Here is a 26,638-nt window from a genome sequence, read left to right on the forward strand (position 1 = left end):
CGATGACGCGGATCGTGGTCGTCGGCAACGGGCCCGCCGGGCACCGTCTCGTCGAGCGGCTGCGCGCGCACCAGCACACCGGCCCGATCACGGTGCTGGGGCGCGAAGAACATGCCGCCTACAACCGGGTTCTGCTCTCCGCCGTGCTGGACCGGACGCTCAGTCCCGACACGATCACACTGCCCACTGTGGACGCCCACGTGCGGTTGCGGGTCACCGCGACCGGCATCGACCGCACCGGACGCGTCGTGCACACCGACACCGGCGAGGAGCTCCCGTACGACGTCCTCGTGCTGGCCACCGGTTCGCGGCCGAAGATGCCCGAGGTTCCCGGTTTGCGCGCCGGACACCTCCAACCGTTGCGCACGCTCGCCGACTGCGCGCGGATCGACGACGTCGCAGGTCCGATCGCGGTGCTGGGCGGTGGGATCCTCGGCGTCGAGGCCGCTCGGGCGCTGCTCGCGCGTGGTCACGACGTGGCACTGGTGCACCCGAACCCGCATCTGATGGATCGGCAGCTCGACGACACCGGTGGGCGGTTGTTGGCCGAGCGGCTGGGCAAGCTCGGCGTGGAACTCCATCTGGGGCGCGAGGCGATCGCCTACCGGCCCGGTCGCCTGGTCCTGGACAGCGGCGAGGTGGTGCCCGCGAACCTGGTCGTGGCGTGCATCGGGGTGACTGCTGAAACGGGCTTGGCGGTGCGGGCTGGGTTGCCGGTGCGGCGCGGCATCGTGGTCGACGACCAGCTGCGCACCAGCGATCCGCGCATCCACGCCATCGGCGACTGCGCCGAGCACAACGGCGACACGCCCGGCCTGATCGCCGCGGCGTGGGAGCAGGCCGACACGCTCGCCGCGCTGCTCACCGACGGCGACGCGCGCTACCACGGCACCCCGACCGTCACCCGGCTCAAGGCCCGCGGCATCGACCTCGCCTCGATCGGCTCGGTCGAGGGCCTGGGCAGCGCCGAAGCCGAGGTCGTGACGCTGTCCGACCCGGCCCGAGGCCGCTACGCGAAGCTGGCGCTGCGGGCGGAGCGGATCACCGGCGCCGTGCTGTTCGGCTTCCCAGAAGCGATCGCCTCGGTCAGCCAGCTGCACGACCGCGACCTCCCGGTGCCCGCCGACCGGCTGGCGCTGCTGCTGGGCACCCCGGCCGCAACGCCCAGCGCACCCGTCGAGCTGCCCGACGACGCGGTGATCTGCCGCTGCAACAACGTCACCAAGAAGTCCCTGACCGCCGCCTGGCACGGCGGTGCCCGCTCGGTGCCCGAGTTGGCCAGGACAACGCGGGCGACCACCGGCTGCGGCGGCTGCGTCGACGACGTCGGCCGCCTCTGCGACGCACTGGCCAACCGCATCGAACACCAGAAGGAGGGCGCGGCATGACCCGCACGCTTGTCGTCGTCGGCCACGGCATGGTCGGACATCGGCTCGTCGAAACGCTCCGGGAGCGCGACGCGACCGACGCCTGGCAGATCGTCGTCCTCGCCGAGGAGCCCCGCCCCGCCTACGACCGGGTCGCGCTGTCGTCCTACCTGGACGGCAAGAGCGCCGCGGACCTCAGCCTGACCAGCCACGAACTCCTCGACGATCCGATGGTCGAGCTGCGGTTGAACACCGCCGTCACCGCCATCGACCCGACGGCCCGCCGGGTGTCCACATCGGACGGTTTGGACGTGGCCTACGACGCGCTGGTGCTGGCCACCGGTTCGCGGCCGTTCGTGCCGCCGGTGCCCGGTCACGATCTCGACGGCTGCTTCGTCTACCGCACCATCGAGGACCTCGACGCGATCCGCGCGGCGGCCGTCGAAGGCAGACCCGGCGTCGTCATCGGCGGGGGGCTGCTCGGCCTGGAAGCCGCCAACGCCCTGCGGCTGCTGGGCATGCGCGCACACGTCGTGGAGATGGCGCCGCGGCTGATGCCGTTGCAGATCGACGAAGGCGGCGGCCAAGTACTCAGCCGGTTGGTAGGCGACCTCGGCTTGACGATCCATTGCGGCGCGGCGACGAAATCCGTCGACGGCGACGAGCACGTCCGCAGCATCACGCTGGCCGACGGCACGGTGATCGACACCGACGTGGTGGTGTTCTCCGCCGGGGTCCGGCCGCGTGACGAACTGGCCGAACTCGCCGGGCTGCGGCGCGCGGAACGTGGCGGGTTCCTCGTCGACGACAACTGCCGCACCAGCGCGGAAAACATCTGGGCCATCGGCGAATGCGCCGCCGTGCAGGGCCGCTGCTACGGCCTGGTCGCGCCCGGCTACAGCATGGCCGAGGGCGTCGCCGAGCAGCTGCTCGAGATCAGCGACGGCACCTTCCCCGGCGCGGATCTGTCCACCAAGCTCAAACTGCTCGGGGTCGACGTCGCCAGCTTCGGCGACGCGCACGGCCAGACCGAAGGCGCCTTGGAAGTCGTCTACGCCAACAACGCCGCAGGCACCTACGCCAAGCTCGTGCTCAGCGACGACGCGCGGGTGCTGCTCGGTGGTGTGCTGGTCGGCGACGCCAGCGCCTACGCGGTGCTGCGACCCCTGATCGGTCGTGAACTGCCCGCCCCGCCGGAACAACTGCTGCTGCCCGCCGGTTCCGGAGTGGACTCCGGCGCGCTGCCCGCGGACGCCGCGGTGTGCTCCTGCAACAACGTGTCCAAAGGGGACATCACCGCGGCGATCAACGAGCAGGGGCTCACCGACGTGCCCGGTATCAAGGGCTGCACCAAGGCGGGCACCAGCTGCGGTTCGTGCGTTCCGATGCTGAAGAACCTGCTCGCCGAGTGCGGCGTGCGCACCTCCAAGGCGCTGTGCGAGCACTTCCCGCAGTCCCGCAGCGAGCTGTTCGAGATCATCCGGGCGACCGGGGTCGGCTCGTTCTCCGAGCTGATCGGCAAGCACGGCAGCGGGCGCGGCTGCGACATCTGCAAGCCCGCGGTCGCCTCCATCCTGGCCAGCCTTGGCAGCGGGCACATCCTCGACGGCGAGCAAGCCGGGTTGCAGGACACCAACGACCGCTTCCTGGCCAACATGCAGCGCAACGGCACGTACTCGGTGGTGCCGCGGGTACCCGGCGGCGAGATCACCCCGGAGAAGCTGATCGCGCTGGGCGAGGTGGCCAAGGAGTTCGGCCTCTACACCAAGATCACCGGAGGGCAGCGCATCGACCTGTTCGGGGCGCGGGTGGAACAGCTGCCGCTGATCTGGCAGCGGCTGGTCGACGCCGGGTTCGAATCCGGCCACGCCTACGGCAAGGCGCTGCGCACGGTGAAGTCCTGCGTCGGCAACGACTGGTGCCGCTACGGCGTGCAGGACTCGGTGAGCATGGCCATCCGGCTGGAACTGCGCTACCGGGGCCTGCGCGCGCCGCACAAGGTCAAGGCCGGGGTGTCCGGCTGCGCGAGGGAGTGCGCCGAAGCACGCGGCAAGGACTTCGGCGTGATCGCCACCGACAAGGGCTGGAACCTCTACGTCGGCGGCAACGGCGGATTCACCCCGCGCCACGCCGAACTGCTGGCCGCCGATCTCGACGACGACCAGCTGATCCGGCTCGTCGACCGGTTCCTGATGTTCTACGTGCGCACCGCCGACCGGCTGCAGCGCACCGCGGCGTGGCTGGAAGCGATGGACGGCGGGTTGGACCACTTGCGCGAGGTGATCGTCGAGGACTCCCTCGGCATCGCCGCCGAGCTGGAAGCGGCGATGCAGCGCCACGTCGACGGTTACACCGACGAGTGGGCCGGGGTGCTGGCCGACCCCGGCAAGCTCGCCCGCTTCGTGTCCTTCGTCAACGCCCCCGACGCGCCGGATCCGACCATCCGCTTCGTCCAGGAACGCGGTCAGATCCGGCCGGGCCCGGTGGTGCTGCCGATGCCCGTCGTCGCCAACCAGGAGGTGCGCACGTGAACTGGCAACAGATCTGCGGGATAGACCTGCTGCCGCGCGAGTACGGAGTTCCGGTGCTGGTCCAGGACCACCCGGTGGCGCTGTTCCGCACCCACGACGACCAGCTGTTCGCGGTCGGCAACGTGGATCCGTTCTGCGGGGCCGGGGTGATCAGCCGAGGCATCGTCGGCGACCGCAGCGGGGAACCCACGGTCGCCTCGCCGATGCTCAAGCAGGTGTTCTCGCTGCGCACCGGGCAATGCCTGGACGATCCGAACGCACGGTTGCCGGTCTACCCGGTGCGCCGCCGTGCCGACGTGGTGGAGGTCGCCGTCCCTTGACCGATGAACTCGCTGGTTACACCGTCGCGGTGACCGCAGCGCGACGGGCCGACGAGCTCGGTTCCCTGCTGGAGCGCCGTGGCGCGCGGGTCGTGCACGGCCCGGCGCTGCGGATCCTGCCGCTGGCCGACGACACCGAGCTGCGCCGGGCGAGCCAGGAATGCCTCGCGGATCCACCGGATGCGGTGGTGGCGACCACCGGCATCGGCTTTCGCGGCTGGATCGAGGCCGCCGACGGCTGGGGCATCGGCGCCGAACTGCTCGACGCGCTGCGCCCCGCGCAACTGCTGGCGCGGGGACCGAAGGCACGCGGCGCGGTGCGGGCCGCCGGTCTGCCCGATCCGTGGTCGCCCGCGTCGGAATCCTCCGCGGAACTGCTGGAGCACCTGCTCGACCAGCCGTTGGACGGGGTGCGGATCGCGGTGCAGCTGCACGGCCAACCGCTGCCCGACTTCGTCGAGGCGCTGCACTGCGCGGGCGCGAAGGTCATCGAGGTCCCGGTCTACCGCTGGACCGCACCCGCCGACATCACCGCGCTGGAGAACCTGTTGGCCGCCGTGTGCGCGCAGGAGGTCGACGCGGTGACGTTCACCAGCGCGCCCGCTGCGGCCAGCCTGCTGTCGCTGGCCGCCGAGCGGCGCTGCCAGGAAGAACTCCTCGACGCGTTGCGCGGCCCGGTGTTGGCCGCCTGCGTCGGGCCGGTGACGCACGCGCCGCTGGCCGACCACGGAGTGCCCGCGGTCATCCCGCAGCGGTTCCGCATCGGCGCACTGGTGCGCGCGCTGTGCGACACGCTGCCGGGTCGCGCTCCGACACTGCCGGTGGGCGGCCGGGAACTCCAGGTCCGCGGGCATGCCGCGGTCGTCGACGGTGTGGTGAAGCCGCTTTCGCCGCAAGGCAAAACGCTGCTGCGGGCGCTCGCCGAGCGGCCTGGGCGGGTGGTGTCGCGGCGCAGTCTGGCCGATGCGCTGAACTGCGCGGGCAGCCCGTCCGACGAGCACGCCGTGGAGCAGGCCGTCGCCCGGTTGCGCGCCGCGCTGGGCGCACCCGAGCTGGTGCAGACCGTGATCAAGCGCGGATACCGACTTCCGCTGGAACCGATGAGGGACGCCCCGCGATGCGCCGATCCGCAACCCTGACTCCGCTGCTGCTGGTCGCCCACGGCACCCGAGATCCTGCCGGGCCACGGGTGATCGAACGAATCGCCGACGCGACTGCCGCCCGGCTGCGGGTGCCGGTGCACATCGCGTACGTGGACGTCATCGGCCCGACCGTCGAGGACGCCCTGCGCGAGATCGACGGGCCGTTGGTCGCCCTGCCCGCGTTCCTGGCCGCTGGTTACCACGTGCGTACCGATCTGCCCGAGCAGATCGCGGCCAGCGGACGCGACGACGTGGCGGTGTGCGCCCCGCTGGGTCCGGCCCCGGAGATCACCGAGGCGATGCTGCGGCGGTTGATCGCCGCCGGGTGGCAGCCCGGCGACCGGGTCGTGTTCGCCGCGGCGGGCTCATCCGACGCGCGCGCACTGGCCGACGTGCGCACCGCGGCACGGCTGCTGGGTCGCCGCTGCGGGCAATGGCTGAATCCGAGCTACGTCACCACCGCCGCGCCAGCGACCGCCGACGTCTGCGGGCCTGGCGACTACCTCGCGCCCTACCTGCTGGCACCGGGCTTGTTCCACCGGCGGCTCGCGGAGCTGCCGGTGCGCGGGGTCGCCGAGCCGATCGGCGCGCATCCGAGCGTGATCGAGCTGATCGGCCGCCGCTATCGGCTGGTTGTGCGCGACCACGTTTCCGCCGCCTGACATCGGGTACCCCGGTTGGATCACCGGCAGGTGGCCGCCGGGTGCGGCCGGTGGAGGGAAGGAAGCGTTGGAGATGGCTACCGCGACGAGCGCAGCACAACAGACTTCGCACCGGACCCAGCAGAGCCGGTCGACGAGCGCGGCGAGCCCCACCCGCGCGAAGCAGCAAGCCCCCGCGAGCATGGCGATTCCGCTACCGCGCGTTACGGCGCAGATGCACACGTACCAGATCCCGTTGCCGAACCGCGCGAACATCACCTCTGCGGCTGAGACGGTGCGCGACCAGTTGCCCTCCCGCGACCAGGCGCTGTTCTACGGCGGGCTGGCCGCTGGTGTCGCCTTCAGCCTGATCGAATGGCCGGTGGCGCTGGCGATCGGAGTCGGCAACGCGCTGGTCCAACGCTCCGTCCAACAGCGAGGGTCCAAGAAGCGCTGACCGGGATGCCGCTGGGCTGGTTGCTGGCGAAGGCCGCCGAGGTCGCGTCCCCGATCCGGCACGCGATGCGGACGGTGGCCGCGGCACCGGCCGGTCGACGGGTGTGGGTCGGGCGGCGGCGCAGCCACCTGGAGGTGCGCGGCATGCACCGGCCGGGCACCGAGGCCGCGGCGCGCGATCTCGAACAACGGTTGCTGGCCGTCGACGGGGTGCGCAGCGCCGAGGTCAACGGCGTGCTTGGGCGGGTGATCATCGGTCACGATCCGGCTGAGCTCGGCGTCGCGGCGCTGGCCCGCGTGATCGCCGAGGTGGAGGCCGAGTACGGACTCGCCGATGCCGAGACGGCACCGGCGAGCGCGACGCATCCGGGCAATCCCGACGCGCTGCTGCGCGATGTGGGGGCGTTGGCCGTGAGCCTGTTCGGGCTCGGCTACGCGACGGTCGGCGCGCTGCTGCCGGTGCGCGGGGTGTCGCCACTGGTTCCGGCCGTGGTGTCCCTTGTGGACTCGGTGCCGTGGCTGCGAACCGAGTTGACCAGCAAGCTCGGGCGCGCCGCGACCGACACCACGCTGGGCCTCGGCGGAGCGGTCTCGCAAAGCCTGACTGGCAATCCGGTGGCCGTGCTGGCCGATCTGAGCAGCCGGTTCTGCGCCTCGCGCGAGGCGATCGCCCGCCACCAGGCGTGGCTGCGGTGGGAGGAAGCGGCCACGCACCGCTGTGATCCGGTGCCCACCGAGCCCCGCCCGTGCCCGTTGCCCCACGGCCCGGTCGAACGGGTCGCGAACACCTCCGGCGGCCTCGCCCTGGCCGGATACGCGACCGTGCTGGCGGCCACCCGGAATCCGCAACGCGCGCTCGCGACCTTGCTGGCCGGGGTGCCGCGCCCGGCGAAGGCGGGCCGGGAGGGCTTCGCCGCGCAACTGACCACCGCGCTGTCGGCGCGGGGCGGGCTCGTACTGGGCCCGGACGCGATGCGGCGGCTGGACCGGGTCGACACCGTCGTGTTCGACGCACCGGTGCTGCTCACCGGCCGCCGCGTGCTCGATTCGGTGGTGCCGCTGGACGGATCCGATCCGGCGAGGCTGTTCGCCCACGCCAGTGAACTGGTCGATCTCCGCGATCCCGCGCAGCCGCGCACCCGCGGTGCGTGGTCGATCGGACCGCCGGGGGAAAGCACGCGCCGACTGGTCGGTGCGGAAGTCCAGCGGGGTGCGACGGTGCTCATGCTCAGCTACCAGGCGAACCCGGTGGCATTGGTCACGGTCGTCGACGAGCTCGAACCGCTGGCGGAGGCCCTGATCGAGGCGGCGAGCACGGCCGGGACCGTCGCGGTCGGCGGAGTCGGCAAGCACCTGGAGGACCGGCTGCCGGTGGACAAGGTCATCCCGGGCGGAAACCGCCTCGCCCAGTCCGTCCGGCGGCTGCAAGAGGATGGCGCAGTGGTGGCCGTGGTGTCCAAGAGCGCACACGCTGCTCTGATCGCGGCGGACGTCGGAGTCGGTCTGTCCGAACAGGACATCGATCCGTGGGGCGCAGACCTGTTGTGCCCCAACGCTGATCTGGTCCACCTGCTGCTGGCGGCGGTGGGCAACGCGCGCATCGCCAGCCGTCACGCCGTCCTGCTGTCGGTCGCCGGGTCGTGCCTCGGCGCGGTGTTCGCGGCGCTCGGCCCGACTCGCGCCGCACCGCTGCGGGCCTCGCTGCCGGTGCACACCGCGACGGTGTCCGCGCTGATCGCTGGCACTTGGGCGGCGATGCGGGCCGCCAACCGCGCTCCGCCGGTGCCCCAGGAACGCACTCCCTGGCACGCCATGGCCCCGTCCGCCGTACTCGCCGCGTTCGGCAGCACCGAGCGCGGCCCGAGCATGCCGGTGGCCAGGCAGCGACCGCACGACGCCGGGCGGGCGCCGCTGAGCGTGGCCGGTGCGACGCTGGAAGGCCTGGTCAACCCGATCACACCGGTGCTCGGGGCCGGTGCGGTCGTGTCCGCGGGTTTGGGATCGGTGCTCGACGCGGTGCTGATCGGCGGTGTGCTGGTGGCCAGCGCGCTCGTCGACGGTGTGCAGCGGGTGGCCACCGACCGGGAGCTGCGGCGCCTGCTGGACGCCGGACAGCTGCCCGCCCGGCGGCGTCGCGACGGCACCACAGAAGTGGTGCCCGCCGACCGCTTGGTGCCCGGCGACGTCATCGAAGTCCGTTCCGGGGACGGGATTCCGGCCGACTGCCGAGTGCTGGAGGTCGACGGCCTGGAGGTGGACGAATCCGGCCTGACCGGCGAATCCCAGCCGATCGCGAAAGAAATCACCGCTACGACGGCACCGATGGTCGGCGACCGGACCTGCATGCTGTACCAGGGAACCTGCGTGGCGAGCGGTTCCGGCACCGCCATCGTGGTGGCCACCGGGGCGCAAACCGAGCTCGGCCGCACCACGCAGAGCACGACGGCCCCCAGTGCGACCGGCGGTGTCGAGGCGCGGTTGAGCGAGCTGACCAAGCAGGTGCTCCCGCTGTCCGTCGGTGCCGGAGGTGTGCTGATGGTGGTCGACCTGCTGCGGGGGCTGCCATTCGGGCAGACCGTGGCCCGCTCGGTCGGCCTGGCGGTCGCGGCCGTTCCGGAGGGCCTGCCGTTCGTCGCGACACTGGCCGAACTTGCCGCCGCGCGGCGGCTTTCGCAGCGCGGTGTGCTGGTGCGCGCCCCGGCGACCATCGAAGCGCTGGGCCGCGTGGACGCGCTGTGCTTCGACAAGACCGGCACCCTGACCCAGGGCCGGATCATCCTGCGGCAGGTCTCCGACGGCACGGTCGCGCAGTCCACTTCGGAGCTCGATACCGCCCATCGGGAGATCGTCGCCGCCGCGCTGCGCGCCAGCCCCCGCCCCGACGGCCAACCGCTGCCACATCCCACCGACCAGGCCGTGCTCGACGGTGCCACCGCGCTGGACGTCGGTCCGGCCCCGGCCGCACTCGCCGAACTGCCCTTCGAGCCGTCGCGGGGCTTCCACGCGGCGCACACCGCCGGGCTGCTTTCGGTCAAAGGCGCACCCGAGGTCGTCCTCGATCGCTGCGCGTTCCCGCATCCGGAAACCCGTGCCGAGCTGGACGCGGAGATCGAACGGCTGGCGCTGCGCGGCTACCGGCTGCTCGCGGTGGCTGAGCGACCGGCACCACCCGGCTTCGCGCTCATCGAGTCCGATGTGGACGATCTGGAGTTCGTCGGGCTGCTCGGCCTGGCCGACCCGGTGCACCCCACTGCCGCCGACGCGGTCGCCCGGCTGCGCCGCTCCGGCGTGGACGCCATCATGATCACCGGTGACCACCCCAGCACCGCCGAGGCCATCGCCGCCGAGCTGGACATGCTCGGCGACAAGCGGGTGCTCACCGGTGCCGAACTGGACGCGCTCGACGACGAGCAGCTGGCCGGTGAGCTGCCGAAGGTCTCGGTGTTCGCGCGGGTCAGCCCGGCGCAGAAGGCGCGCATCGTGCAACAGCTGCGGGCCGGTGGCCGGGTGGTCGCGATGACCGGCGACGGCGCCAACGACGTGCCCGCGATCGGCTTGGCGCACGTCGGCATCGCCTTCGGCTCCCGCGCCACACCTGCCGCGCGGGAAGCAGCCGACCTGGTCGTCTCCGACGACCGGATCGAAACCCTCACCGACGGCGTGGTGGAAGGCCGCGGCATGTGGATGTCGGTGCGCGACGCGCTGTCGATCCTGCTGGGCGGCAACCTCGGCGAGATCGGCTACGCACTGGGCACCGGCCTGCTCAGCCCCGCCGCCGGGCTCAACGCGCGGCAGCTGCTGATGGTCAACCTGCTCACCGACGTGCTTCCGGCCATCGCGATCGCGGTGCGCCCGCCGCCGCACGCGACACCGGAGAAGCTGCTCGCAGAGGGGCCGGAAGCCTCGCTGGGCGCGGCGCTGGCGCGCGACGTCTATGTCCGCGCGACCGCCACCGCTGGCGCCGCCGGGTTGGCCTGGATGCTGGCCCGGCCGCTGTCCACTGCGGCGCAGGCCCGCACCACCGGGCTGGTCGCGCTGGTGTCCGCCCAGCTGGCGCAGACCGTCGCGGTGCGCGGGCGGACCCCGCTGGTGCTCGTCGCGGGTACCGGCTCGATGCTGATCCTGGCCGCGCTGGTGCAGGTTCCAGGTGTCAGCCAGTTCTTCGGAAGCAGCCCGCTGCTACCGCACCACTGGGGCATCGCGCTGGGCACCGCTGTCGCCGCAGCACTGGTCGTGCTGCTCTGGCCGAACCACTGACCTGCAGTGTTCCGACCCGCTTCACCTTCCGGACACCTGGCGCGCACCGACTCCTAACTGGATCAGCGCACCGTCAGGGCGTACCCGAAGCCACTCGCAGAAAGACCCCGAGATGCCCCAGTTCCTCAGCACTGTCCTGGCCGCCGTGGCCGTCGCCCTGGTGGAGACCCTGGTGGTCCACCTGGTCAGGTCCGCCCTGCGCGTGGCCTGACGCTCGCCCGCACACGAGAAGAGTCCCCGAACCCGATCTATACCCCTGCCAGCTCCGATGCTTGCGTGCGCTCCGGTGCCGCGCGCTGCGCGACGTAGGCACCGGCGAGGATCAGCGCCCCGCCGAGCAACTGCATCGGCCCGAGTTCCTCGGCGAGCAGCAACCAGGCGAGCACCGTGGCCACCACCGGCTCCAGGAACGCGACCGCACCGGCGACCTGCGGCGACAGCTTGCGCACCGCGACGATCCCGGTCAGGTAGGCCAGCACGGTGCTGAGCACGACGATCCAGGCGACCGCCACCAGCGCGGGCCACTGCTGCCCGGCCAACTCGACCTGGCCGACCAGCAGCGTCCAATCCAGCTGCCACGGCTGCGCGAGCAGCGTGACCACCGCGGCGCCGAGCAGCAGCCCGAAGCCCGCCAGGGCGAACGGATTGACCTCCGGTCCGCTGTCGGAGAGCAGGAAGTAGGTGGCCTGGCAGCCCGCCGCGCCCAGCGCGAGCAGCAGTCCGATCGGATCGAAGCTCAGCCCCGCCCACAGCTCCACCACGCAGGCCAGGCCGACGACCGCGATCACCACGCCGATGGCCGCCGAGCGGGCCACCGGCTGGCGGCGGACGAATCGGATCCAGCCCAGCACCAGCACCGGGCCGAGGAATTCGATCAGCAGCGCCACCCCGACCGGCACGGTGGCGATCGCGGCGAAGTAGCACACCTGCACCCCGGCGATGGCGAACAACCCGTACCCGGCGAGCAGCTTCGGCACCCGGCGCACGGCTGGCGCGTGCCGGAAGACGAATGGCAACATCAGCAGCGCGCCCCCGGCCAACCGCAGCCAGGCCACCTGCAACGGGGTGAACCCCGCGGTGATCAGCGGCTTCGCGAACGGTCCGGAACCGCCGAAGCAGAACGCGGAAACGATCGCGAACGCCACCCCGGCCGACTTGGCGTTGTTGGTCAGGTTGCGCACCCGCTAATCGAAACACGCCACCCCGCCGCCCCAGAAGCGGGTTTCGGTACCACCGTCCCAATCCCTGGGATGCCGGAAATTCCGCCGTTTTGCACGAGGTGGCACAGCCGATCGAGAGTTTGCCAACCCTCAGTTGAGGGTAAATACAGGACAAGCGTACTGTTAGCGGTGAAGAGCGCGGGTCCCCGCGCACGCCCCGCTGACGTGCGCGAGACTCGCAATCGTTCCCGAACTTGCGTCCGTCGCGAGATGGAGTTGAACGTGACTGCACCTGCGAGCAAGGACAGCTTCGGCGCCCGCGGCACGCTGAACGTCGGTGACGCCTCTTACGAGGTGTTCCGGCTCAGCGCGGTCGACGGCGCGCAGCGGCTGCCCTACAGCCTCAAGATCCTCCTGGAAAACCTGCTGCGCACCGAGGACGGCGCGAACATCACCGCCGAGCACGTGCGGGCCCTGGCCGACTGGGACGCCAAGGCCGAGCCGTCCACCGAGATCCAGTTCACCCCGGCGCGGGTGATCATGCAGGACTTCACCGGTGTGCCGTGCGTGGTCGACCTGGCCACCATGCGCGAGGCGGTGGCCGAACTCGGTGGCGACACCGCCAAGGTCAACCCGCTGGCACCGGCCGAGCTGGTCATCGACCACTCGGTGATCATCGACGTGTTCGGCAAGCCGGACGCCTTCGAGCGCAACGTCGAATTCGAGTACGGCCGCAACAAGGAGCGCTACCAGTTCCTGCGCTGGGGGCAGGGCGCCTTCGACGAGTTCAAGGTCGTCCCGCCGGGCACCGGCATCGTGCACCAGGTCAACATCGAGCACCTGGCCCGCACCGTCATGGCCCGTGGCGGCCAGGCGTACCCGGACAGCTGCGTGGGCACCGACTCGCACACCACGATGGTCAACGGCCTGGGCGTGCTGGGCTGGGGCGTCGGCGGCATCGAGGCCGAGGCCGCGATGCTCGGCCAACCGGTGTCGATGCTCATCCCGCGAGTGGTCGGCTTCAAGCTCACCGGCGAGATCCCGGCCGGTGCCACCGCCACCGACGTGGTCCTGACGATCACCGAGATGCTGCGCAAGCACGGCGTCGTCGGCAAGTTCGTGGAGTTCTACGGCTCGGGCGTGGCTTCGGTGCCGCTGGCCAACCGCGCCACCATCGGCAACATGAGCCCGGAGTTCGGCTCCACCTGCGCGATCTTCCCGATCGACGAGGAGACCATCCGCTACCTCAAGCTCACCGGTCGCTCCGCCGAGCAGGTCGCCCTCGTCGAGACCTACGCGAAGGAACAAGGACTCTGGCACGATCCGGCCCACGAGCCGGAGTACTCCGAGTACCTCGAACTGGACCTGTCCACTGTGGTCCCGTCGATCGCCGGTCCGAAGCGCCCGCAGGACCGCATCGTGCTGGCCGAGGCCAAGCAGTCGTTCCGCACCGCGCTGACCGACTACGCCAAGGTCGCGGAGACCGCCGACGACGCGGCGCTGGACGAGGCCATCGAGGAGTCCTTCCCGGCCAGCGACTCCCCATCGGTCACCCACCGCGAGTCCGCGCCGCAGATCGCCTCGGCCGCCAACGGCTCCAAGGGCCGGATCTCCAAGCCGGTCAAAATCTCCTCGGATGAACTGGGCGAGTTCGAACTGGACCACGGTGCCGTGGTGATCGCCTCGATCACCTCCTGCACCAACACCTCCAACCCGTCGGTGATGCTGGGCGCCGCGCTGCTGGCCCGCAACGCCGTGGACCGGGGCCTGACCCGCAAGCCGTGGGTGAAGACCTCGATGGCGCCGGGTTCTCAGGTGGTCACCGACTACTACGAGAAGGCCGGGCTGTGGCCGTACCTGGAGAAGCTGGGCTTCCACCTGGTCGGTTACGGCTGCACCACCTGCATCGGCAACTCCGGTCCGCTGCCCGCGGAAATCTCCGCCGCGGTGCAGGACAACGACCTGTCGGCGGTGTCGGTGCTGTCGGGCAACCGGAACTTCGAGGGCCGGATCAACCCCGACGTCAAGATGAACTACCTGGCCTCGCCGCCGCTGGTGATCGCCTACGCGCTCGCGGGCTCGATGGACTTCGACTTCGAGAACGACGCGCTGGGCACCGACCCCGAGGGCAAGCCGGTCTACCTGCGCGACATCTGGCCGTCGCCGCAGGAAGTCCAGACCGTCATCGACTCGGCGATCACCAACGAGATGTTCACCAAGAGCTACGAGGACGTCTTCAAGGGAGACGAGCGGTGGCGGTCGCTGCCCACCCCGGAGGGCGAGACCTTCGAGTGGGACCCGAACTCCACCTACGTGCGCAAGCCCCCGTACTTCGAGGGCATGGCGATGGACCCGGCGCCGGTCACCGACATCTCCGGGGCCCGCGTGCTGGCGCTGCTCGGCGACTCGGTGACCACCGACCACATCTCCCCGGCCGGTGCGATCAAGCCGGACTCGCCCGCGGGCAAGTACCTCACCGAGCACGGCATCGACCGCAAGGACTTCAACTCCTACGGTTCCCGCCGGGGCAACCACGAGGTGATGATCCGGGGCACGTTCGCCAACATCCGGCTGCGCAACCTGCTGTTGGACGACGTGCAGGGCGGCTACACCCGCGACTTCACCCAGGACGGCGGGCCGCAGGCGTTCATCTACGACGCCGCGCAGAACTACGCCGCCCAGGACATCCCGCTGGTGGTGCTCGGCGGCAAGGAGTACGGCTCCGGTTCCTCGCGGGACTGGGCGGCCAAGGGCACCCGGCTGCTCGGGGTGCGCGCCGTCATCGCCGAGTCCTTCGAGCGCATCCACCGCTCGAACCTGATCGGCATGGGCGTCATCCCGTTGCAGTTCCCGGCGGGTTCCTCGGCCGGTTCGCTGGGCCTGGACGGCACCGAGACCTTCGACTTCGCGGGCATCACCAAGCTCAACGACGGTGAGACGCCGCAGACGGTGAAGGTGACCGCGACCAAGTCCGATGGGTCCACTGTGGAGTTCGACGCCACGGTCCGCATCGACACCCCCGGTGAGGCGGACTACTACCGCGACGGCGGCATCCTGCAGTACGTGCTGCGCAAGATGATCCGCTCCTGATCTCCTGCCGAACCGGCAGGTAGCCAACGAACGGGCCGGTGCGCCACAAGCGCACCGGCCCGTTCTCTTCGCGGAACGCGGTCAGTCTTGGAGAGGGCGGCGGCAGACGTAGATCCGGGCCGGGGGGACGTTGCGCCAGACCGTGCGCGAGGTGAGCACCTCGTCGAAGGCCAGGTCCAGGCGGCGGCGGAACTGCCGGGCGCCGGACATGCCGAGCGCGTGCACGTAGGCGAACGTGGTGAACGCGCCGCCCGGTGCCAGCACCGCGCCGACCTGTTGCAGGATGGCCTGCTGCAACTTGGCCGGGAAGATCGACCACGGCAGGCCGCTGATCACCGCGTCCACCCGGTCGATACCGGCCTCGCCCAGCAGTTCCCCGAGTCGCGCCGCATCGCCCTGGATGACTTCCAGCCACGGCAGTTCGGCGCGCAGGTACTCGACCATGCCGGAATCCAGCTCGATCGCCACCTGCCGACCACCAGCGGGCAGCCGCTCGGAGATCGCGCCGCTGAGCGCCCCGGTGCCAGGCCCGAGTTCCACCACCACCGGACGGCCGGAGGTGGGCACCACGGCGGCCATTTCGCGGGCCAGGTTCGGCGAGCTGGGCGCGACCGCGCCGACCAGGTTCGGCTTGCGCACCGCGCGCTCGATGAACGTCCGGTAGTTGGCCAGCACCGATCCGCTGCTCGACCGGGGCAGCACCGGAACGCCTGGCTGTGGACCACGGGACTGTTCGGCTGGAGTCACGGATGCCCTTCCCGATCGGTGGTTCGGCCGTTGTTCGGCTCACCCTATCGGTCCAGCCCCGCGCAGCGACGAACCCATGCGGCAGGTGCCGATCAGCACACCGCCGACCGGCACTGCTCTCTTTCGGGAATAACCGAGTCAGCAAAGGGCCGAATCGGTGTGACGCAACTAATCGGGAAAGCCCCGAGAATTGGATAACGAAAACCGGCGGGCCGACGATCGAATGCGTCGCGGAAAAACCGGTTCGGGGTCCACGGGCTTGTTCCCGGCAGGGCAACAAGCCCGTTCGCGCGTGTCCTCGCTCAGGCGATGCGCTCGGCCGCCGGGCCGATCGGCTCGATCACCTGGTCCGGGGTGCCCGGCTGCCGCCGCTGCGCCCACTTCGTCAACGCTCCCGCCACCGCCAGCAGCACAACCGCCTCAGCCGCCAGGGCCACCCACACCGTTGTCACTTCTTGCCTCCCTTCTGCGAACCTCCCCGTCTTCCGCGCGCGCGAGGCAGGCCCACGCAAAGGGCAAGGCGAACGGAAGAAGGTTTGGGGAACCACTGCTTACGACAACAATCGTAGGGTATTGTTTCGGCGACATTAAAGGCGCCCGGCTGGTGTCTTGCGTCGCACTCGCCCGGCCTATCCGGAAAAGCTCGAAAAGTGGCACAGACCACTGCTGCGGTGGGAAGAATCCGGCTCGGCGGCTGTTCTGCTGGATGTGCGGCACAGCGATGTGGTGGTGATCGGAGCCGGTCAGGCCGGGTTGACCAGCTCTTACCACCTGCGGCGGACCGGCGTCGACCACGTGGTGCTGGACCGGAGTGACGGACCGGGCGGCGCTTGGCGGCATCGCTGGCCGTCGTTGCGGTTGGGTGGCGTGCACGGCATTCATGACCTGCCGGATAGCCCGTTGCGGGAGACCGATGGTGCTCGTCCGGCCGCCGAGGTCGTTTCGGAGTACTTCGAGCGGTACGAGTCCGAGATGCGACTCCCGGTGCTGCGGCCGGTGAAGGTGCACGCGGTCCGCGATGGTGGCGCACGACTGCTGGTCGAGAGCTCGGCCGGAACCTGGGCGGCGCGGGCGGTCATCAACGCCACCGGCACTTGGGAGAATCCGTTCTGGCCGCACTACCCCGGCCAACGGCGCTTCACCGGTCGCCAACTGCACACCGCCGACTACCGCGGGCCCGCGGAGTTCCGGGGGCAGCACGTGATCGTGGTCGGCGGTGGCATCTCGGCGGTGGAACACCTCTTGGAGATCTCTGAAGTCGCCGGGACCACCTGGGTGACCCGGCGGCCACCTCCGTTCACCGATACCCCGGTGGACGGGCGCGCGGCGGTCGCCGAGGTGGAGCGCCGGGTTCGCGCCGGTCTGCCGCCCGGCAGCGTCGTCAGCGCGACCGGACTGCCGAACACCGGCGCGGTGCGCGCGGCATGGGAGCGGGGCGTGCTGACCCGGCTGCCGATGTTCGAGCGGATCACCGCCGACGGCGTCGAATGGGCCGACGGACGCACCCAGCGGGCCGACGTGATCCTGTGGGCCACCGGGTTCCGACCGGCGCTCGCCCACCTGGCGCCGCTGCACCTGCGCGAACCGGGTGGGGGTATCCGCGTGGCGGGTACCCGGGCGGTCGCCGAACCCCGCCTGCACCTCGTCGGATACGGGCCATCCGCCAGCACCATCGGCGCCAATCGTGCTGGTCGCGCCGCTGTCCACGAGATCCACGCACTGCTGCGGGAACCTGAACGCAGCCTTAAGGGGACCTGTCCAGGGACCTAATGCCCTGTGGGCCACCAGTGGCACCGGCCAAGCTGCGCTTGGCGGCTCAACCGCGCCAAGCGGCGCCATCTCCAGGAGAGGGGGAGGTGGCGCCGCTTCTATATCCAGCCGAACCCCACGTCTGGTCGGCTATCGGGCGCAGGTAGAAACCGCCGATGCGCTCGCCGTAGAGCGTGGCTTGTACCACGACACCGGATGAGCAGGCCGTCCGCACCCTCCAGCGGCTACCGCGCGTTACGGTTCACTGATCGGCGACCAGCGAAAGCGCACCCGAGGGGCACACCTGCACCGCTTCCTGAGCCGCCTCGGCGGCTCTTCCGTCCACTTCGGTCACCAGCACCACCACCCGACCGTCGTCCTCGTTCTGGTCGAACAGCGCTGGCTCGGTGAGCACGCACTGGCCCGCTCCGACGCAGCGGTCCAGATCGGCCATGATTCGCATCGTCACTCCTCTCACCAGGTCACGGGCATTTCGTAGATTCCGTAGACGTTGGCGTCGGATTTGAACGGTAGGTCGTCGACCTCGACCGCCAACCGCAGTTCGGGCATCCGCCGGAACAACGTGTCGAAGACGGTTTGCAGCTCCATCCGCGCCAGGTTCTGCCCCAGGCACTGGTGCGGGCCGAAGCCGAAGGCCACGTGGCGCCGGGCGTTGCGGTTGATGTCGAGGTCGTCGGGCCGGTCGAACGCCTCGGGGTCGCGGTTGGCCGCAGTGCCCAGCGCCACCACGCCCTCGCCCGCCTTGATCAGCACACCGCCGATCTCGACGTCCTCCACCGCGGTGCGCGAGGTCGCGGCCTCGACGATGGTGAAGTAGCGCAGCAACTCCTCGACCGCTGGCAAGGTCTTCGCCGGGTCGGCGACGATCTCCGCCAACTGCTCGGGGTTCTCCAGCAGCGCCAGGGTGCCCAGCGAGATCATGTTCGCGGTCGTCTCGTGCCCCGCGATCAGCAGCAGGAACGCCAGGCTGACCAGCGCCTCGTGGTCGACCTCGCCGGATTCGCGCTGCTTGCTGATCTGCCGACCGATCAGGTCGTCGGTGACCTCGCGCTCCTTGTTCGACACCAGCTCGTCCAGATAGGTCCGGATGTCCTCGACCGCCGCCATCCGCTGCTCGGCCGTGGTCGACCTGCGCACCACCAAGCTGGTCCGCTGCTGGAAGAAGTCGTGGTCGGCGTACGGCACGCCGAGCAGTTCGCAGATCACCAGCGACGGCACCGGCAGGGACAGCGCGCGCACCAGGTCGGCCGGGCCGGACTCGGCGAGCATCGCGTCGATGCACTCATCGACGATCTGCTGGACCCGCGGCCGCAGCTCCTCGATCCGCCGCACGGTGAACTCGCCGAGCACGGCGCGGCGGGCCGTGGCGTGCTCGGTGCCGTCCATCCCGATCAACGACGGGGTGAAGTTGCTGACGGCCTGCTGGTTCGGCGTGAACTTGGGGAAGCCGGGGTGGCGCCGGTCGGAGCTCATCCGCGGATCGCCGAGCACCCGGCGGACGTCTTCGTGGCGGGTGACCAGCCAGGCCGTGCCGCCGCCGAGCATCGGCACCTTGGTGATCGGCGCCTCCGCTCGCAACTGGGTGTATTCCGGTGCGGGCTCGAACGGGCAGGTTCGGACCTTGGGATAGGCGGCTGTTGCGTCGACGCCTGCGTCGGACATCGTGACTCCCTGATCACCGAGCGAACAACTGGATGAATCCCTTCCGGTTATATCGAACCGGAAGGATTTCGTCCACCTATAGTCGTTCCGGAACATGCGACAATCCGCCCAACCCAGCCCCACCCTCGACGAGCGAGGACCATGACGACCGACGCCACGCCAAGACTGCGGGCCGACGCCCGCCGCAACCGCGACCGGATCATCTCGGCAGCGCGCACCGTCTTCACCGAGCGCGGTACCGAAGTTCCGATGGAGGAGATCGCCCGCGCCGCCGGGGTCGGGATCGGCACGCTCTACCGGCGCTTCCCGGATCGCGACTCGCTGATCACCGCCATCGGCCGGGACGCGTTCGAGCGGGTGCTCGACGAAGCCCGCACGATCGGCGAGCGCGAGCCCGACCCGTGGCGGGCGCTGACCAGCTTCCTGCTGCGCGCGGCGGATCTGCGCACCGTGGTCCGGTTTTCCATGCTGTCCCAACGGGCCAGGGCGATCCTGGCCGCGGACCCGGCCGTCGCGCAGACCCGCGACGAACTGCTGGAGGTCCTGGACGGACTGGTGCGCGCCGCGCAGCGCAACGGTTCGATCCGGCCGGACGTCAGCAGCGGTGACATCGGGGTGATCCTGTCCATCGTGCTGCAAGGCGTGCACATCGTCCCGGAGGACGTCCGCCGCGACGCCCCGGCCCGGTACCTGACGCTGATGCTCGACGGCCTGCAGGCCAAGCCCGGAACACCACTGCCGGGCCGGCCGGTCACCAACGACGACCTGGCGACCGTGCACCGCGTCGTGGAGAACTGAGCACCCCGGCAACCAGTGGGTGCGGCCGTTTCGAGCCCGCTCAGCGCGCCATGTCATCGGCTTCGAACATGCCGAAGATGTTGCCCTCGGTGTCGCGGCAGTAGGCCACCCAGCCCATGCCGGTCAACGCCGTCTTCGGCATCGCCACCCGGCCGCCCGCCGACTCCACGATCGACAGCATCGCCTCGACGTCGGCCACCTCGACGGTCGTGGCGAATGCCGCGATCGGCGTTTCGTCGGTGGGGTCCGAACCCTTGCGGGGCAGCAGACCGCCGTCGATGCCCGGCCCGTCGCCGGTGAAGACCAGCCAGTAGGGATTGTCCTCCCACTGCTGGAAGTGCCACCCGAACACGGTGGAGTAGAACTCGCGGGCGCGATCCACGTCGGTGGCGTGGATCTCGAAGTGCACGGGACGCAGCATGGCGGCCTCCTCGACGCCAACCCCTCGCCTGCGAACGTAAGCCCTGCCCGCCGCACCCGCACTGACGATCAGCGCCGCTTCGCCACCAGCACCCGCAGCAGGTGGTAGCCCAGCAGCGCCACCAGGGTGCCCAGCGCGATGCCGCTGAGGCTGAACCGCGGGGTGATATCCAGCGACACGCCGCCGATTCCGACCACCAGCCCGGCGGCCAGCGGCAGCAGGTTGATCGGATCGCCGAAGTCGACCCGGTTCGCCACCCAGATCTTCGCGCCCAGCAGGCCGATCATGCCGTAGAGGACGACGGTGATGCCGCCGAGCACGCCGCCCGGCGTCGCCGCGATCACCGCCCCGAACTTCGGGCACAGTCCGAACAGGATCGCCACGATCGCGGCCACACAGTACGCCGCCGTGGAGTACACGCGGGTGGCGGCCATGACGCCGATGTTCTCCGCGTAGGTGGTGGTCGGCGGGCCACCGACGGCGCTGGAGAGGGCGCTGGCGAAGCCGTCGGCGAAGATCGCCCGGCCGAGGCCGTCGTCCAGCTTCGTGCGGGTCATCTCCTCGACGGCCTTGACGTGCCCGGTGTTCTCCGCGATCAGCGCGATCACCGCGGGCAGCACCACGATCACCGCCGCCGCGTCGAACGACGGCGCCAGCAGGTCCGGCATGCCGAACCAACTCGCGTCCGCGACGCCGCTGAGGTCGAGCCGGAAGTGCGTGCTGACAACCCCGTCGGCGTCCGGCGCGGTGATCGGTCCGAAGCCCCGGTCGAACAGCCACGACAAGCCGTAACCGACGACCAGCCCGAGGAACACCGCGATGCGGGCGAAGAAACCGCGCAGCAGCACGGTGCAACCGAGCACCACGAGCATCGTGATCAGCGCGATCCACTGGTCCTGCGGCCAGTACGTTTCCGCGACCACCGGGGCGAGGTTAAAGCCGATCAGCATCACCACCGCACCGGAGACCGCGGGCGGTAACAGGCGGTGCACCACCTGCGCGCCGACGAAGTGGATGATCAACCCGACGGCGGCCAGCACCACGGCGCACACCAGGATCGCGCCGGTGACCGTCGAGGTGTCCCCACCGCCAGCCCGGATCACCGTCACCGCACCTACGAAGGATGCGCTGCTGCCCAGGTAGCTGGGAATTTTGCCCTGCACGATCAGCAGGAACAGGATCGTCGCCGCGCCGGAGACCATGATGGCCAGGTTCGGGTCCAGCCCCATCAGCACCGGGAAGACGAAGGTGGCACCGAACATGGCCACCACGTGCTGCGCACCGAGCCCCGCGGTGCGGCCCCAGGACAGCCGTTCGTCCGGGGCCACCGCCTCGCCGGGTCGCGGGGTGCTGCCGTCCCCGTGCAACGTCCAGCCGATGCCGAGCTTCGCCGCGAGTCCCCGCCGCATGGCGCCCCTTCCTCCTGCGCCCCGCCGCGCGGGACTGCCGCGTTTCGCGGAACTCTACAAAGCGAATCCCGCGTGACGGCGCCGCACAGCCCCGCCAAGCCACATTTCACGAGAAGTTGACCACGCACCACCTATCGGGTGAGCAGTGAAGGGCACCTCTTACCCGCTTACTTGGTAGGAGGTGCCCTTCACCTCGAAGATCACCGCAGGGCGGGGATGACGGTCGCGCCGTAGGCGTCCACTGTGGAGTCCAGCGCGTCGTGCATGGCGTAGACCGCGAACTGGTCGACCCCGGCTTCGCGGAGTTCGCGCAGCTTGGCCACATGCGCCTCGGCCGGGCCGAGCACGCAGAAGCGGTCCACGATCTCGTCTGGCACGAATTCCGTGCTGGGGTTGTCGGCGCGGCCGTGGTGCGAGTAGTCGTAGCCCTCCCGGCCCTTGATGTAGTCGGTGAGCGCGGCGGGCACCGCCTCGGCCGCCTCGCCGTAGCGCGCCACGAGATCGGCGACGTGGTTGCCGACCATACCGCCGAACCAGCGGCACTGCTCGCGGGCGTGGTCGAGGTCGGCCCCGACGTAAGCCGGAGCCGCCACGCACACCGTGATCGACGCCGGGTCGCGGCCAGCATCCACGGCGGCCTGCCGGACGTGGTCGACCATCCACCGCGTCAGGTACGGATCCGCGAGTTGCAGGATGAAGCCGTCGGCCTGCCGACCGACGAGTTCCAACGCCTTGGGTCCGTAGGCGCCCATCCAGACCGGCAGCCGACCACCACGGACCCACGGCAGCCGCACCGCTGTCCCGTGCCGCTGCACCTCCCGGCCCTCGGCGAGTTCCCTGATCACGTGCATGGCCTGTTCGAGCGTGGCGAGCGTGGCCGGTCGGCCGCCGGTCACCCGCACCGCCGAGTCGCCGCGACCGATGCCGCACACCGTGCGCGGTCCGAACATGTCGTTGAGGGTGGCGAAGGTCGAGGCGGTGACCGTCCAGTCGCGGGTGGTCGGGTTGGTCACCATCGGGCCGACGATCAGCCGCTCGGTGCGGGCCAGGATCTGGCTGTGGATGACGAACGGCTCCTGCCACAGCACGCAGGAGTCGAAGGTCCAGCCGTGGCTGAAGCCCAACTGCTCGGCTCGGCGCATCCGGTCCACCACCGACCAGGCCGGTGGATCGGTCTGCAGTACCAGCCCGAAGTCCATCGTGGACCTCCGTTCTCCTCAAGAAGTCGGTTGATTCGCGTAGCCCGCTCGGTCCCGAATGCCCCGACGAGGCGTTCAGATCAGGTATTGGCAGGTGTCGCGGGGCAGGAAGCGGCCGTATCCGGCCCGCCCGGTGAAGGTGCCGTCGGCTACGACGACCCCGCCGCGGGAGAGCACGGTGCGGACCCGGCCGGTGACCCGCTTGCCTTCGTAGGCGTTGTAGTCGACGTTCATGTGGTGCGTCTCGGCCGAGAGCACGTGTTCGGCGTGCGGGTCGTAGATCACGATGTCGGCGTCGCAGCCGGGCGCGATGGTGCCCTTGCGGGGGTGCAGGCCGAACATGCGCGCCGGGGTGGTGCAGGCCAGCTCGATCCACCGGCGGCGGCTGATGTGCCCCTCCACCACTGCTTGGTGCAGCAGGTCCATCCGGTTCTCCACGCCCGGGATGCCGTTGGGGATCTTCGAGAAGTCGCCGCGGCCGAGTTCCTTCTGGTCCTTGAAGCAGAACGGGCAATGGTCGGTGGAGACCACCGACAGGTCGTTGGTGCGCAACGCCCGCCACAGGTCAGTCTGGTGCTCGACCGGGCGCAGCGGTGTCGAGCACACGTACTTGGCGCCCTCGAAACCAGGTTTCGCCAACTCGTCCAGGGTGAGGAACAGGTACTGCGGGCAGGTCTCGCCGAAGACGTTGAGGCCGTTGTCGCGGGCCTGGGTGATCTCCGCGACCGCCTCGGCGGCCGAGACGTGCACGACGTACAGCGGCGCACCGGCCACTCTGGACAGTTGGATCGCCCGGTGCGTCGCCTCGGCCTCCAGCAGCGGATGCCGGACCTGCCCGTGGTGCTTCGGGTCGGTGCGACCAGCCGCCAGCGCCTGCTGCACGAGCACGTCGATCGCGATGCCGTTCTCGGCGTGCATCATGGTCAGCGCGCCGTTGTCGGCGGCCTGCTGCATGGCGCGCAGGATCCGCCCGTCGTCGCTGTAGAACACGCCGGGATAGGCCATGAACATCTTGAAGCTGGTGACGCCTTCCGCGACCAGCGCGTCCATCTCCTTCAGCGCTTCGTCGCCGACGTCGGAGAGGATCATGTGGAAGCCGTAGTCGATGGCGCACTGCCCGTCGGCCTTGGCGTGCCAGGCGTCCAGACCTTCGCGCAGGAAACCGCCGACCGGCTGGATCGCGAAGTCGACGATCGTGGTCGTGCCGCCCCAGGCCGCGGCGCGGGTGCCGGTTTCGAAGGTGTCCGAGGCGAACGTCCCCCCGAAGGGCATCTGCATGTGCGTGTGCCCGTCCACGCCGCCGGGGATCACGTAGTGCCCGCTGGCGTCGATCACCGCGTCCGCACTGGACGCCCACTGCTCAGCGGCTGCGGGTGCGGCGATCCCCACCACCTGCTCGCCATCGACGAGCACGTCCGCACGGGTCTCTTCGGTCGCGGTGATCACCAGGCCACCGCGGATGATCGTCCTGCTCATCGTCGCCCCACCTCCTCCAGCGCAGCCAGCAGGATCCGGCCGCCGTCGCGTGCCTCCGACTCGGTGAGGCTCAGCGGTGGGGCGATCCGCAGGACGTTGCCGTCCAAGCCGCCCTTGCCGATGAGCACCCCGCGCCGCCGGGATCCTTCGAGCACTTCGCTGGCGATCTCCGGGGCGGGACTGCCGTCGGCGTGCGCCAGTTCGACGCCGATCATCAGGCCCTTGCCGCGCACCTCGACGACCGCCGGGACCCGGCCCAGCGCGCTGTCGAGCTGTTCGTGCAGGATCGCGCCGACGCGGGCGGCATTGCCCTGCAGGTCGTTGGCGATGAGGTAGTCGAGGTTGGCCAGCGCCCCGGCTGCGGTGACCGGGCTGCCGCCGAAGGTGGAGATCGAGTTCGCCCGGACGCTGTTCATGACATCGGCGCGGGCGATGACACCACCGATCGACAGGCCGTTGCCGATGCCCTTGGCGAAGGTGACGATCTCCGGCGCGCCGCGCGCGTCGTGCGCCTGCCAGCCCCAGAAGTGCTCGCCGGTCCTCCCCCACCCGGTCTGCACCTCGTCGCTGATCCACAGGATGCCGTGCCGGTCGAGGACCTCCTTGAAGCGGGCGAACAACCCGTCCGGCGGGGTGGTGAACCCGCCGACGCCCTGGATCGGCTCGGCGATCAGGCAGGCGACGTTGCCGTGCAACTGTCCGAGCACGTCTTCGAGGTCGGCCACGCAGGCCGCGGTGAGCTCCTCGTCCGACAGGTGCGCCAACGGCGTACCGCGCCGACGGCTGCCGTGCACGTATGCCGTCTGCACCGGGGACAGGCTGGTCGGCGACCAGCTGCGGTTGCCGGTCACCGCCAGCGACGAGAACGACCGGCCGTGGTAGCTGTTGCGCAGCGCGAGCACCTGGTTCGAGCCGCGGTATGCGGTGGCCAGCAGCAGCGCGGTGTCGTTGGCCTCGGTGCCGCTGGTCGTGAAGAACACCCTCGGGTCCTCGATGGCGGCCAGCTCCGCGACCCGCTCGGCCAGCTCGATCATCGGGCGGTTGAGGTACAGCGTCGAGGTGTGCAGGACCTTGCCCGCCTGCTCGGTGACCGCCGCGGTCACCTCGGGCAGCGCGTGCGCGGTCATGGTGGTGAGGATGCCGCCGAAGAAGTCCAGGTACCGGTTGCCCTCGGCGTCCCAGACGTGCCGCCCCTCGCCGCGCTCGATGTCGATCGGCTCGTCGTAGTACAGCGCGAGCCAGTCCGGCAGCACCGCGCGGTGCCGCTTGGTCAGGTCGGTGTGCGTGCTCGTCATCGTCGCTCCGTTCACGGCTCGGTCAGCGGCTGGTAGGCGTCCGGGCGCCGATCGCGGTAGAAGGCCCACTTCCGGCGGACCTCGTCGATCAGGTCGAAGTCGAGGTCGCGCACCACGAGTTCCTCGTCGCTGTCGCTGGCGGGTTCGCCGACGAACTGCCCGTACGGGTCGACGAAGTAGCTGGTGCCGTAGAAGTCGTTGTCGCCGTACTCCTCGATGCCGACCCGGTTGATCGCCGCGATGAAGTACTCGTTGGCCACCGCCGCCGCGGGCTGTTCGAGCTTCCACAGGTACGACGACAGGCCGCGACTGGTCGCCGAGGGGTTGTAGACCAGTTGCGCGCCAGCCAGCCCGAGCGCCCGCCACCCCTCCGGGAAGTGCCGGTCGTAGCAGATGTAGACACCGACCCGCCCGACCGCGGTGTCGAACACCGGCCAGCCGAGGTTGCCGGGCCGGAAGTAGTACTTCTCCCAGAACCCCGGCAGGTGCGGCAGGTGGTGCTTGCGGTACTTGCCGAGGTAGCTGCCGTCCGCGTCGATCACGGCGGCGGTGTTGTAGTAGAAACCCGGACCGTCGATCTCGTAGACCGGCACGACGATGACCATGCCGAGTTCCCGCGCCAGCGCGCACATCCGCTGTGTGGTCGGCCCGTCCGGCACCGGCTCGGCCCAGCGGTGGTGCTCCGCTTCCTGCACCTGGCAGAAGTACGGCGCGTTGAAGACCTCCTGGAAGCCGATGATCCCGGCCCCCTGGTCGGCCGCCGCGCGGGCGCGCTTCTCGTGCTCGTCGACCATCGAGGAGGTATCGCCGGTCCACTTCGCCTGGACCAGTGCGGCGCGAACGATGTTTGGCATGGATCTGCTGCACCCCTTCGGTCGGTGATGCCCGGACAGACGA

General features: G+C 70.3%; 21 protein-coding genes. 10 read left to right on the plus strand and 11 right to left on the minus strand.

The features are described from left to right. The first annotated feature begins 2 nt into the window (after nucleotides 1-2). The 7 genes from MOQ72_RS07435 to MOQ72_RS07465 all read left to right on the plus strand — a co-directional run bounded on the left by MOQ72_RS07435 (nucleotide 3) and on the right by MOQ72_RS07465 (nucleotide 10,714). Nucleotides 3-1,388 carry an FAD-dependent oxidoreductase gene (locus tag MOQ72_RS07435; protein WP_242181507.1) on the plus strand — a complete coding sequence of 462 codons (1,386 nt, stop codon included), beginning with the start codon at nucleotides 3-5 and terminating at the stop codon, nucleotides 1,386-1,388. Beyond that, a complete protein-coding gene (gene nirB, locus MOQ72_RS07440; RefSeq protein ID WP_242181391.1) occupies nucleotides 1,385-3,898 on the plus strand; it encodes a nitrite reductase large subunit NirB in 2,514 nt (837 codons plus the stop codon). Before MOQ72_RS07435 ends, nirB begins: the two co-directional genes overlap by 4 nt. After that, nucleotides 3,895-4,218 carry a nitrite reductase small subunit NirD gene (gene nirD, locus MOQ72_RS07445; protein WP_242181392.1) on the plus strand — a complete coding sequence of 108 codons (324 nt, stop codon included), beginning with the start codon at nucleotides 3,895-3,897 and terminating at the stop codon, nucleotides 4,216-4,218. The genes nirB and nirD overlap by 4 nt, the downstream gene beginning before the upstream one ends. Next, nucleotides 4,215-5,357, plus strand: coding sequence for a uroporphyrinogen-III synthase (locus MOQ72_RS07450; protein WP_242181393.1), 1,143 nt, complete (start codon nucleotides 4,215-4,217; stop codon nucleotides 5,355-5,357). The genes nirD and MOQ72_RS07450 overlap by 4 nt, the downstream gene beginning before the upstream one ends. Continuing rightward, the gene (locus tag MOQ72_RS07455) at nucleotides 5,336-6,022 is read left to right on the plus strand and encodes a sirohydrochlorin chelatase (protein WP_242181394.1); all 687 of its coding nucleotides are present in this window, start codon (nucleotides 5,336-5,338) and stop codon (nucleotides 6,020-6,022) included. The genes MOQ72_RS07450 and MOQ72_RS07455 overlap by 22 nt, the downstream gene beginning before the upstream one ends. 73 nt (nucleotides 6,023-6,095) lie before the next feature. Then, nucleotides 6,096-6,458: a hypothetical protein gene (locus tag MOQ72_RS07460; protein WP_242181395.1), complete on the plus strand. Its 363-nt coding sequence runs from the start codon at nucleotides 6,096-6,098 to the stop codon at nucleotides 6,456-6,458. A gap of 5 nt (nucleotides 6,459-6,463) precedes the next feature. Then, on the plus strand, nucleotides 6,464-10,714 hold the full coding sequence (locus MOQ72_RS07465; RefSeq protein WP_242181396.1) for a cation-translocating P-type ATPase: 4,251 nt from the start codon (nucleotides 6,464-6,466) through the stop codon (nucleotides 10,712-10,714). A gap of 248 nt (nucleotides 10,715-10,962) precedes the next feature. Here the strand turns inward: MOQ72_RS07465 and MOQ72_RS07470 are convergent, their stop codons facing one another. Next, a complete protein-coding gene (locus MOQ72_RS07470) occupies nucleotides 10,963-11,895 on the minus strand; it encodes an EamA family transporter (RefSeq protein ID WP_242181397.1) in 933 nt (310 codons plus the stop codon). A gap of 249 nt (nucleotides 11,896-12,144) precedes the next feature. Here MOQ72_RS07470 and acnA point away from each other — a divergent pair, with 249 nt between their 5' ends. Continuing rightward, on the plus strand, nucleotides 12,145-14,964 hold the full coding sequence (acnA, locus tag MOQ72_RS07475) for an aconitate hydratase AcnA (protein ID WP_242181398.1): 2,820 nt from the start codon (nucleotides 12,145-12,147) through the stop codon (nucleotides 14,962-14,964). 81 nt (nucleotides 14,965-15,045) lie between these two features. Here acnA and MOQ72_RS07480 read toward each other — a convergent pair whose 3' ends face one another. Together MOQ72_RS07480 and MOQ72_RS07485 are read right to left on the minus strand one after the other, a co-directional pair. Then, nucleotides 15,046-15,603 (minus strand): class I SAM-dependent methyltransferase, encoded by a 558-nt coding sequence (locus MOQ72_RS07480; RefSeq protein ID WP_242181508.1) that lies wholly within the window; start codon nucleotides 15,601-15,603, stop codon nucleotides 15,046-15,048. Nucleotides 15,604-16,013: 410 nt separating this feature from the next. Further along, the gene (locus MOQ72_RS07485) at nucleotides 16,014-16,163 is read right to left on the minus strand and encodes a hypothetical protein (RefSeq protein WP_242181399.1); all 150 of its coding nucleotides are present in this window, start codon (nucleotides 16,161-16,163) and stop codon (nucleotides 16,014-16,016) included. A gap of 247 nt (nucleotides 16,164-16,410) precedes the next feature. Between MOQ72_RS07485 and MOQ72_RS07490 the strand changes: the two genes are divergently transcribed. Continuing rightward, nucleotides 16,411-17,481 carry an FAD-dependent oxidoreductase gene (locus MOQ72_RS07490; protein WP_372495314.1) on the plus strand — a complete coding sequence of 357 codons (1,071 nt, stop codon included), beginning with the start codon at nucleotides 16,411-16,413 and terminating at the stop codon, nucleotides 17,479-17,481. 241 nt (nucleotides 17,482-17,722) lie between these two features. Here MOQ72_RS07490 and MOQ72_RS07495 read toward each other — a convergent pair whose 3' ends face one another. After that, on the minus strand, nucleotides 17,723-17,923 hold the full coding sequence (locus MOQ72_RS07495; RefSeq protein WP_242181400.1) for a ferredoxin: 201 nt from the start codon (nucleotides 17,921-17,923) through the stop codon (nucleotides 17,723-17,725). 11 nt (nucleotides 17,924-17,934) lie between these two features. After that, nucleotides 17,935-19,143, minus strand: coding sequence for a cytochrome P450 (locus tag MOQ72_RS07500; RefSeq protein WP_242181401.1), 1,209 nt, complete (start codon nucleotides 19,141-19,143; stop codon nucleotides 17,935-17,937). Between the two features lie 141 nt (nucleotides 19,144-19,284). Between MOQ72_RS07500 and MOQ72_RS07505 the strand changes: the two genes are divergently transcribed. Continuing rightward, on the plus strand, nucleotides 19,285-19,941 hold the full coding sequence (locus MOQ72_RS07505; RefSeq protein WP_242181402.1) for a TetR/AcrR family transcriptional regulator: 657 nt from the start codon (nucleotides 19,285-19,287) through the stop codon (nucleotides 19,939-19,941). Between the two features lie 40 nt (nucleotides 19,942-19,981). Here the strand turns inward: MOQ72_RS07505 and MOQ72_RS07510 are convergent, their stop codons facing one another. From MOQ72_RS07510 to MOQ72_RS07535, 6 genes are all read right to left on the minus strand, one after another. Continuing rightward, nucleotides 19,982-20,362 (minus strand): VOC family protein, encoded by a 381-nt coding sequence (locus MOQ72_RS07510; protein ID WP_242181403.1) that lies wholly within the window; start codon nucleotides 20,360-20,362, stop codon nucleotides 19,982-19,984. Nucleotides 20,363-20,430: 68 nt separating this feature from the next. Next, nucleotides 20,431-21,771, minus strand: a complete 1,341-nt coding sequence (locus MOQ72_RS07515) for a uracil-xanthine permease family protein (protein ID WP_242181404.1) — start codon at nucleotides 21,769-21,771, stop codon at nucleotides 20,431-20,433. 200 nt (nucleotides 21,772-21,971) lie between these two features. Beyond that, complete coding sequence (locus tag MOQ72_RS07520) at nucleotides 21,972-22,970, minus strand: TIGR03842 family LLM class F420-dependent oxidoreductase (protein WP_242181405.1); 999 nt, start codon at nucleotides 22,968-22,970, stop codon at nucleotides 21,972-21,974. A gap of 75 nt (nucleotides 22,971-23,045) precedes the next feature. Then, entirely contained in the window at nucleotides 23,046-24,446 is a 1,401-nt protein-coding gene (gene hydA / locus MOQ72_RS07525; protein WP_242181406.1) for a dihydropyrimidinase, read from the minus strand. Further along, the gene (locus tag MOQ72_RS07530; protein ID WP_242181407.1) at nucleotides 24,443-25,741 is read right to left on the minus strand and encodes an aspartate aminotransferase family protein; all 1,299 of its coding nucleotides are present in this window, start codon (nucleotides 25,739-25,741) and stop codon (nucleotides 24,443-24,445) included. Before MOQ72_RS07530 ends, hydA begins: the two co-directional genes overlap by 4 nt. An 11-nt stretch (nucleotides 25,742-25,752) precedes the next feature. Then, nucleotides 25,753-26,595 carry a nitrilase-related carbon-nitrogen hydrolase gene (locus MOQ72_RS07535; protein WP_242181408.1) on the minus strand — a complete coding sequence of 281 codons (843 nt, stop codon included), beginning with the start codon at nucleotides 26,593-26,595 and terminating at the stop codon, nucleotides 25,753-25,755. Nucleotides 26,596-26,638 lie beyond the last annotated feature (43 nt).

Origin of the sequence: Saccharopolyspora soli (assembly GCF_022678645.1) — a bacterium.
GTDB lineage: Bacteria > Actinomycetota > Actinomycetes > Mycobacteriales > Pseudonocardiaceae > Saccharopolyspora > Saccharopolyspora soli.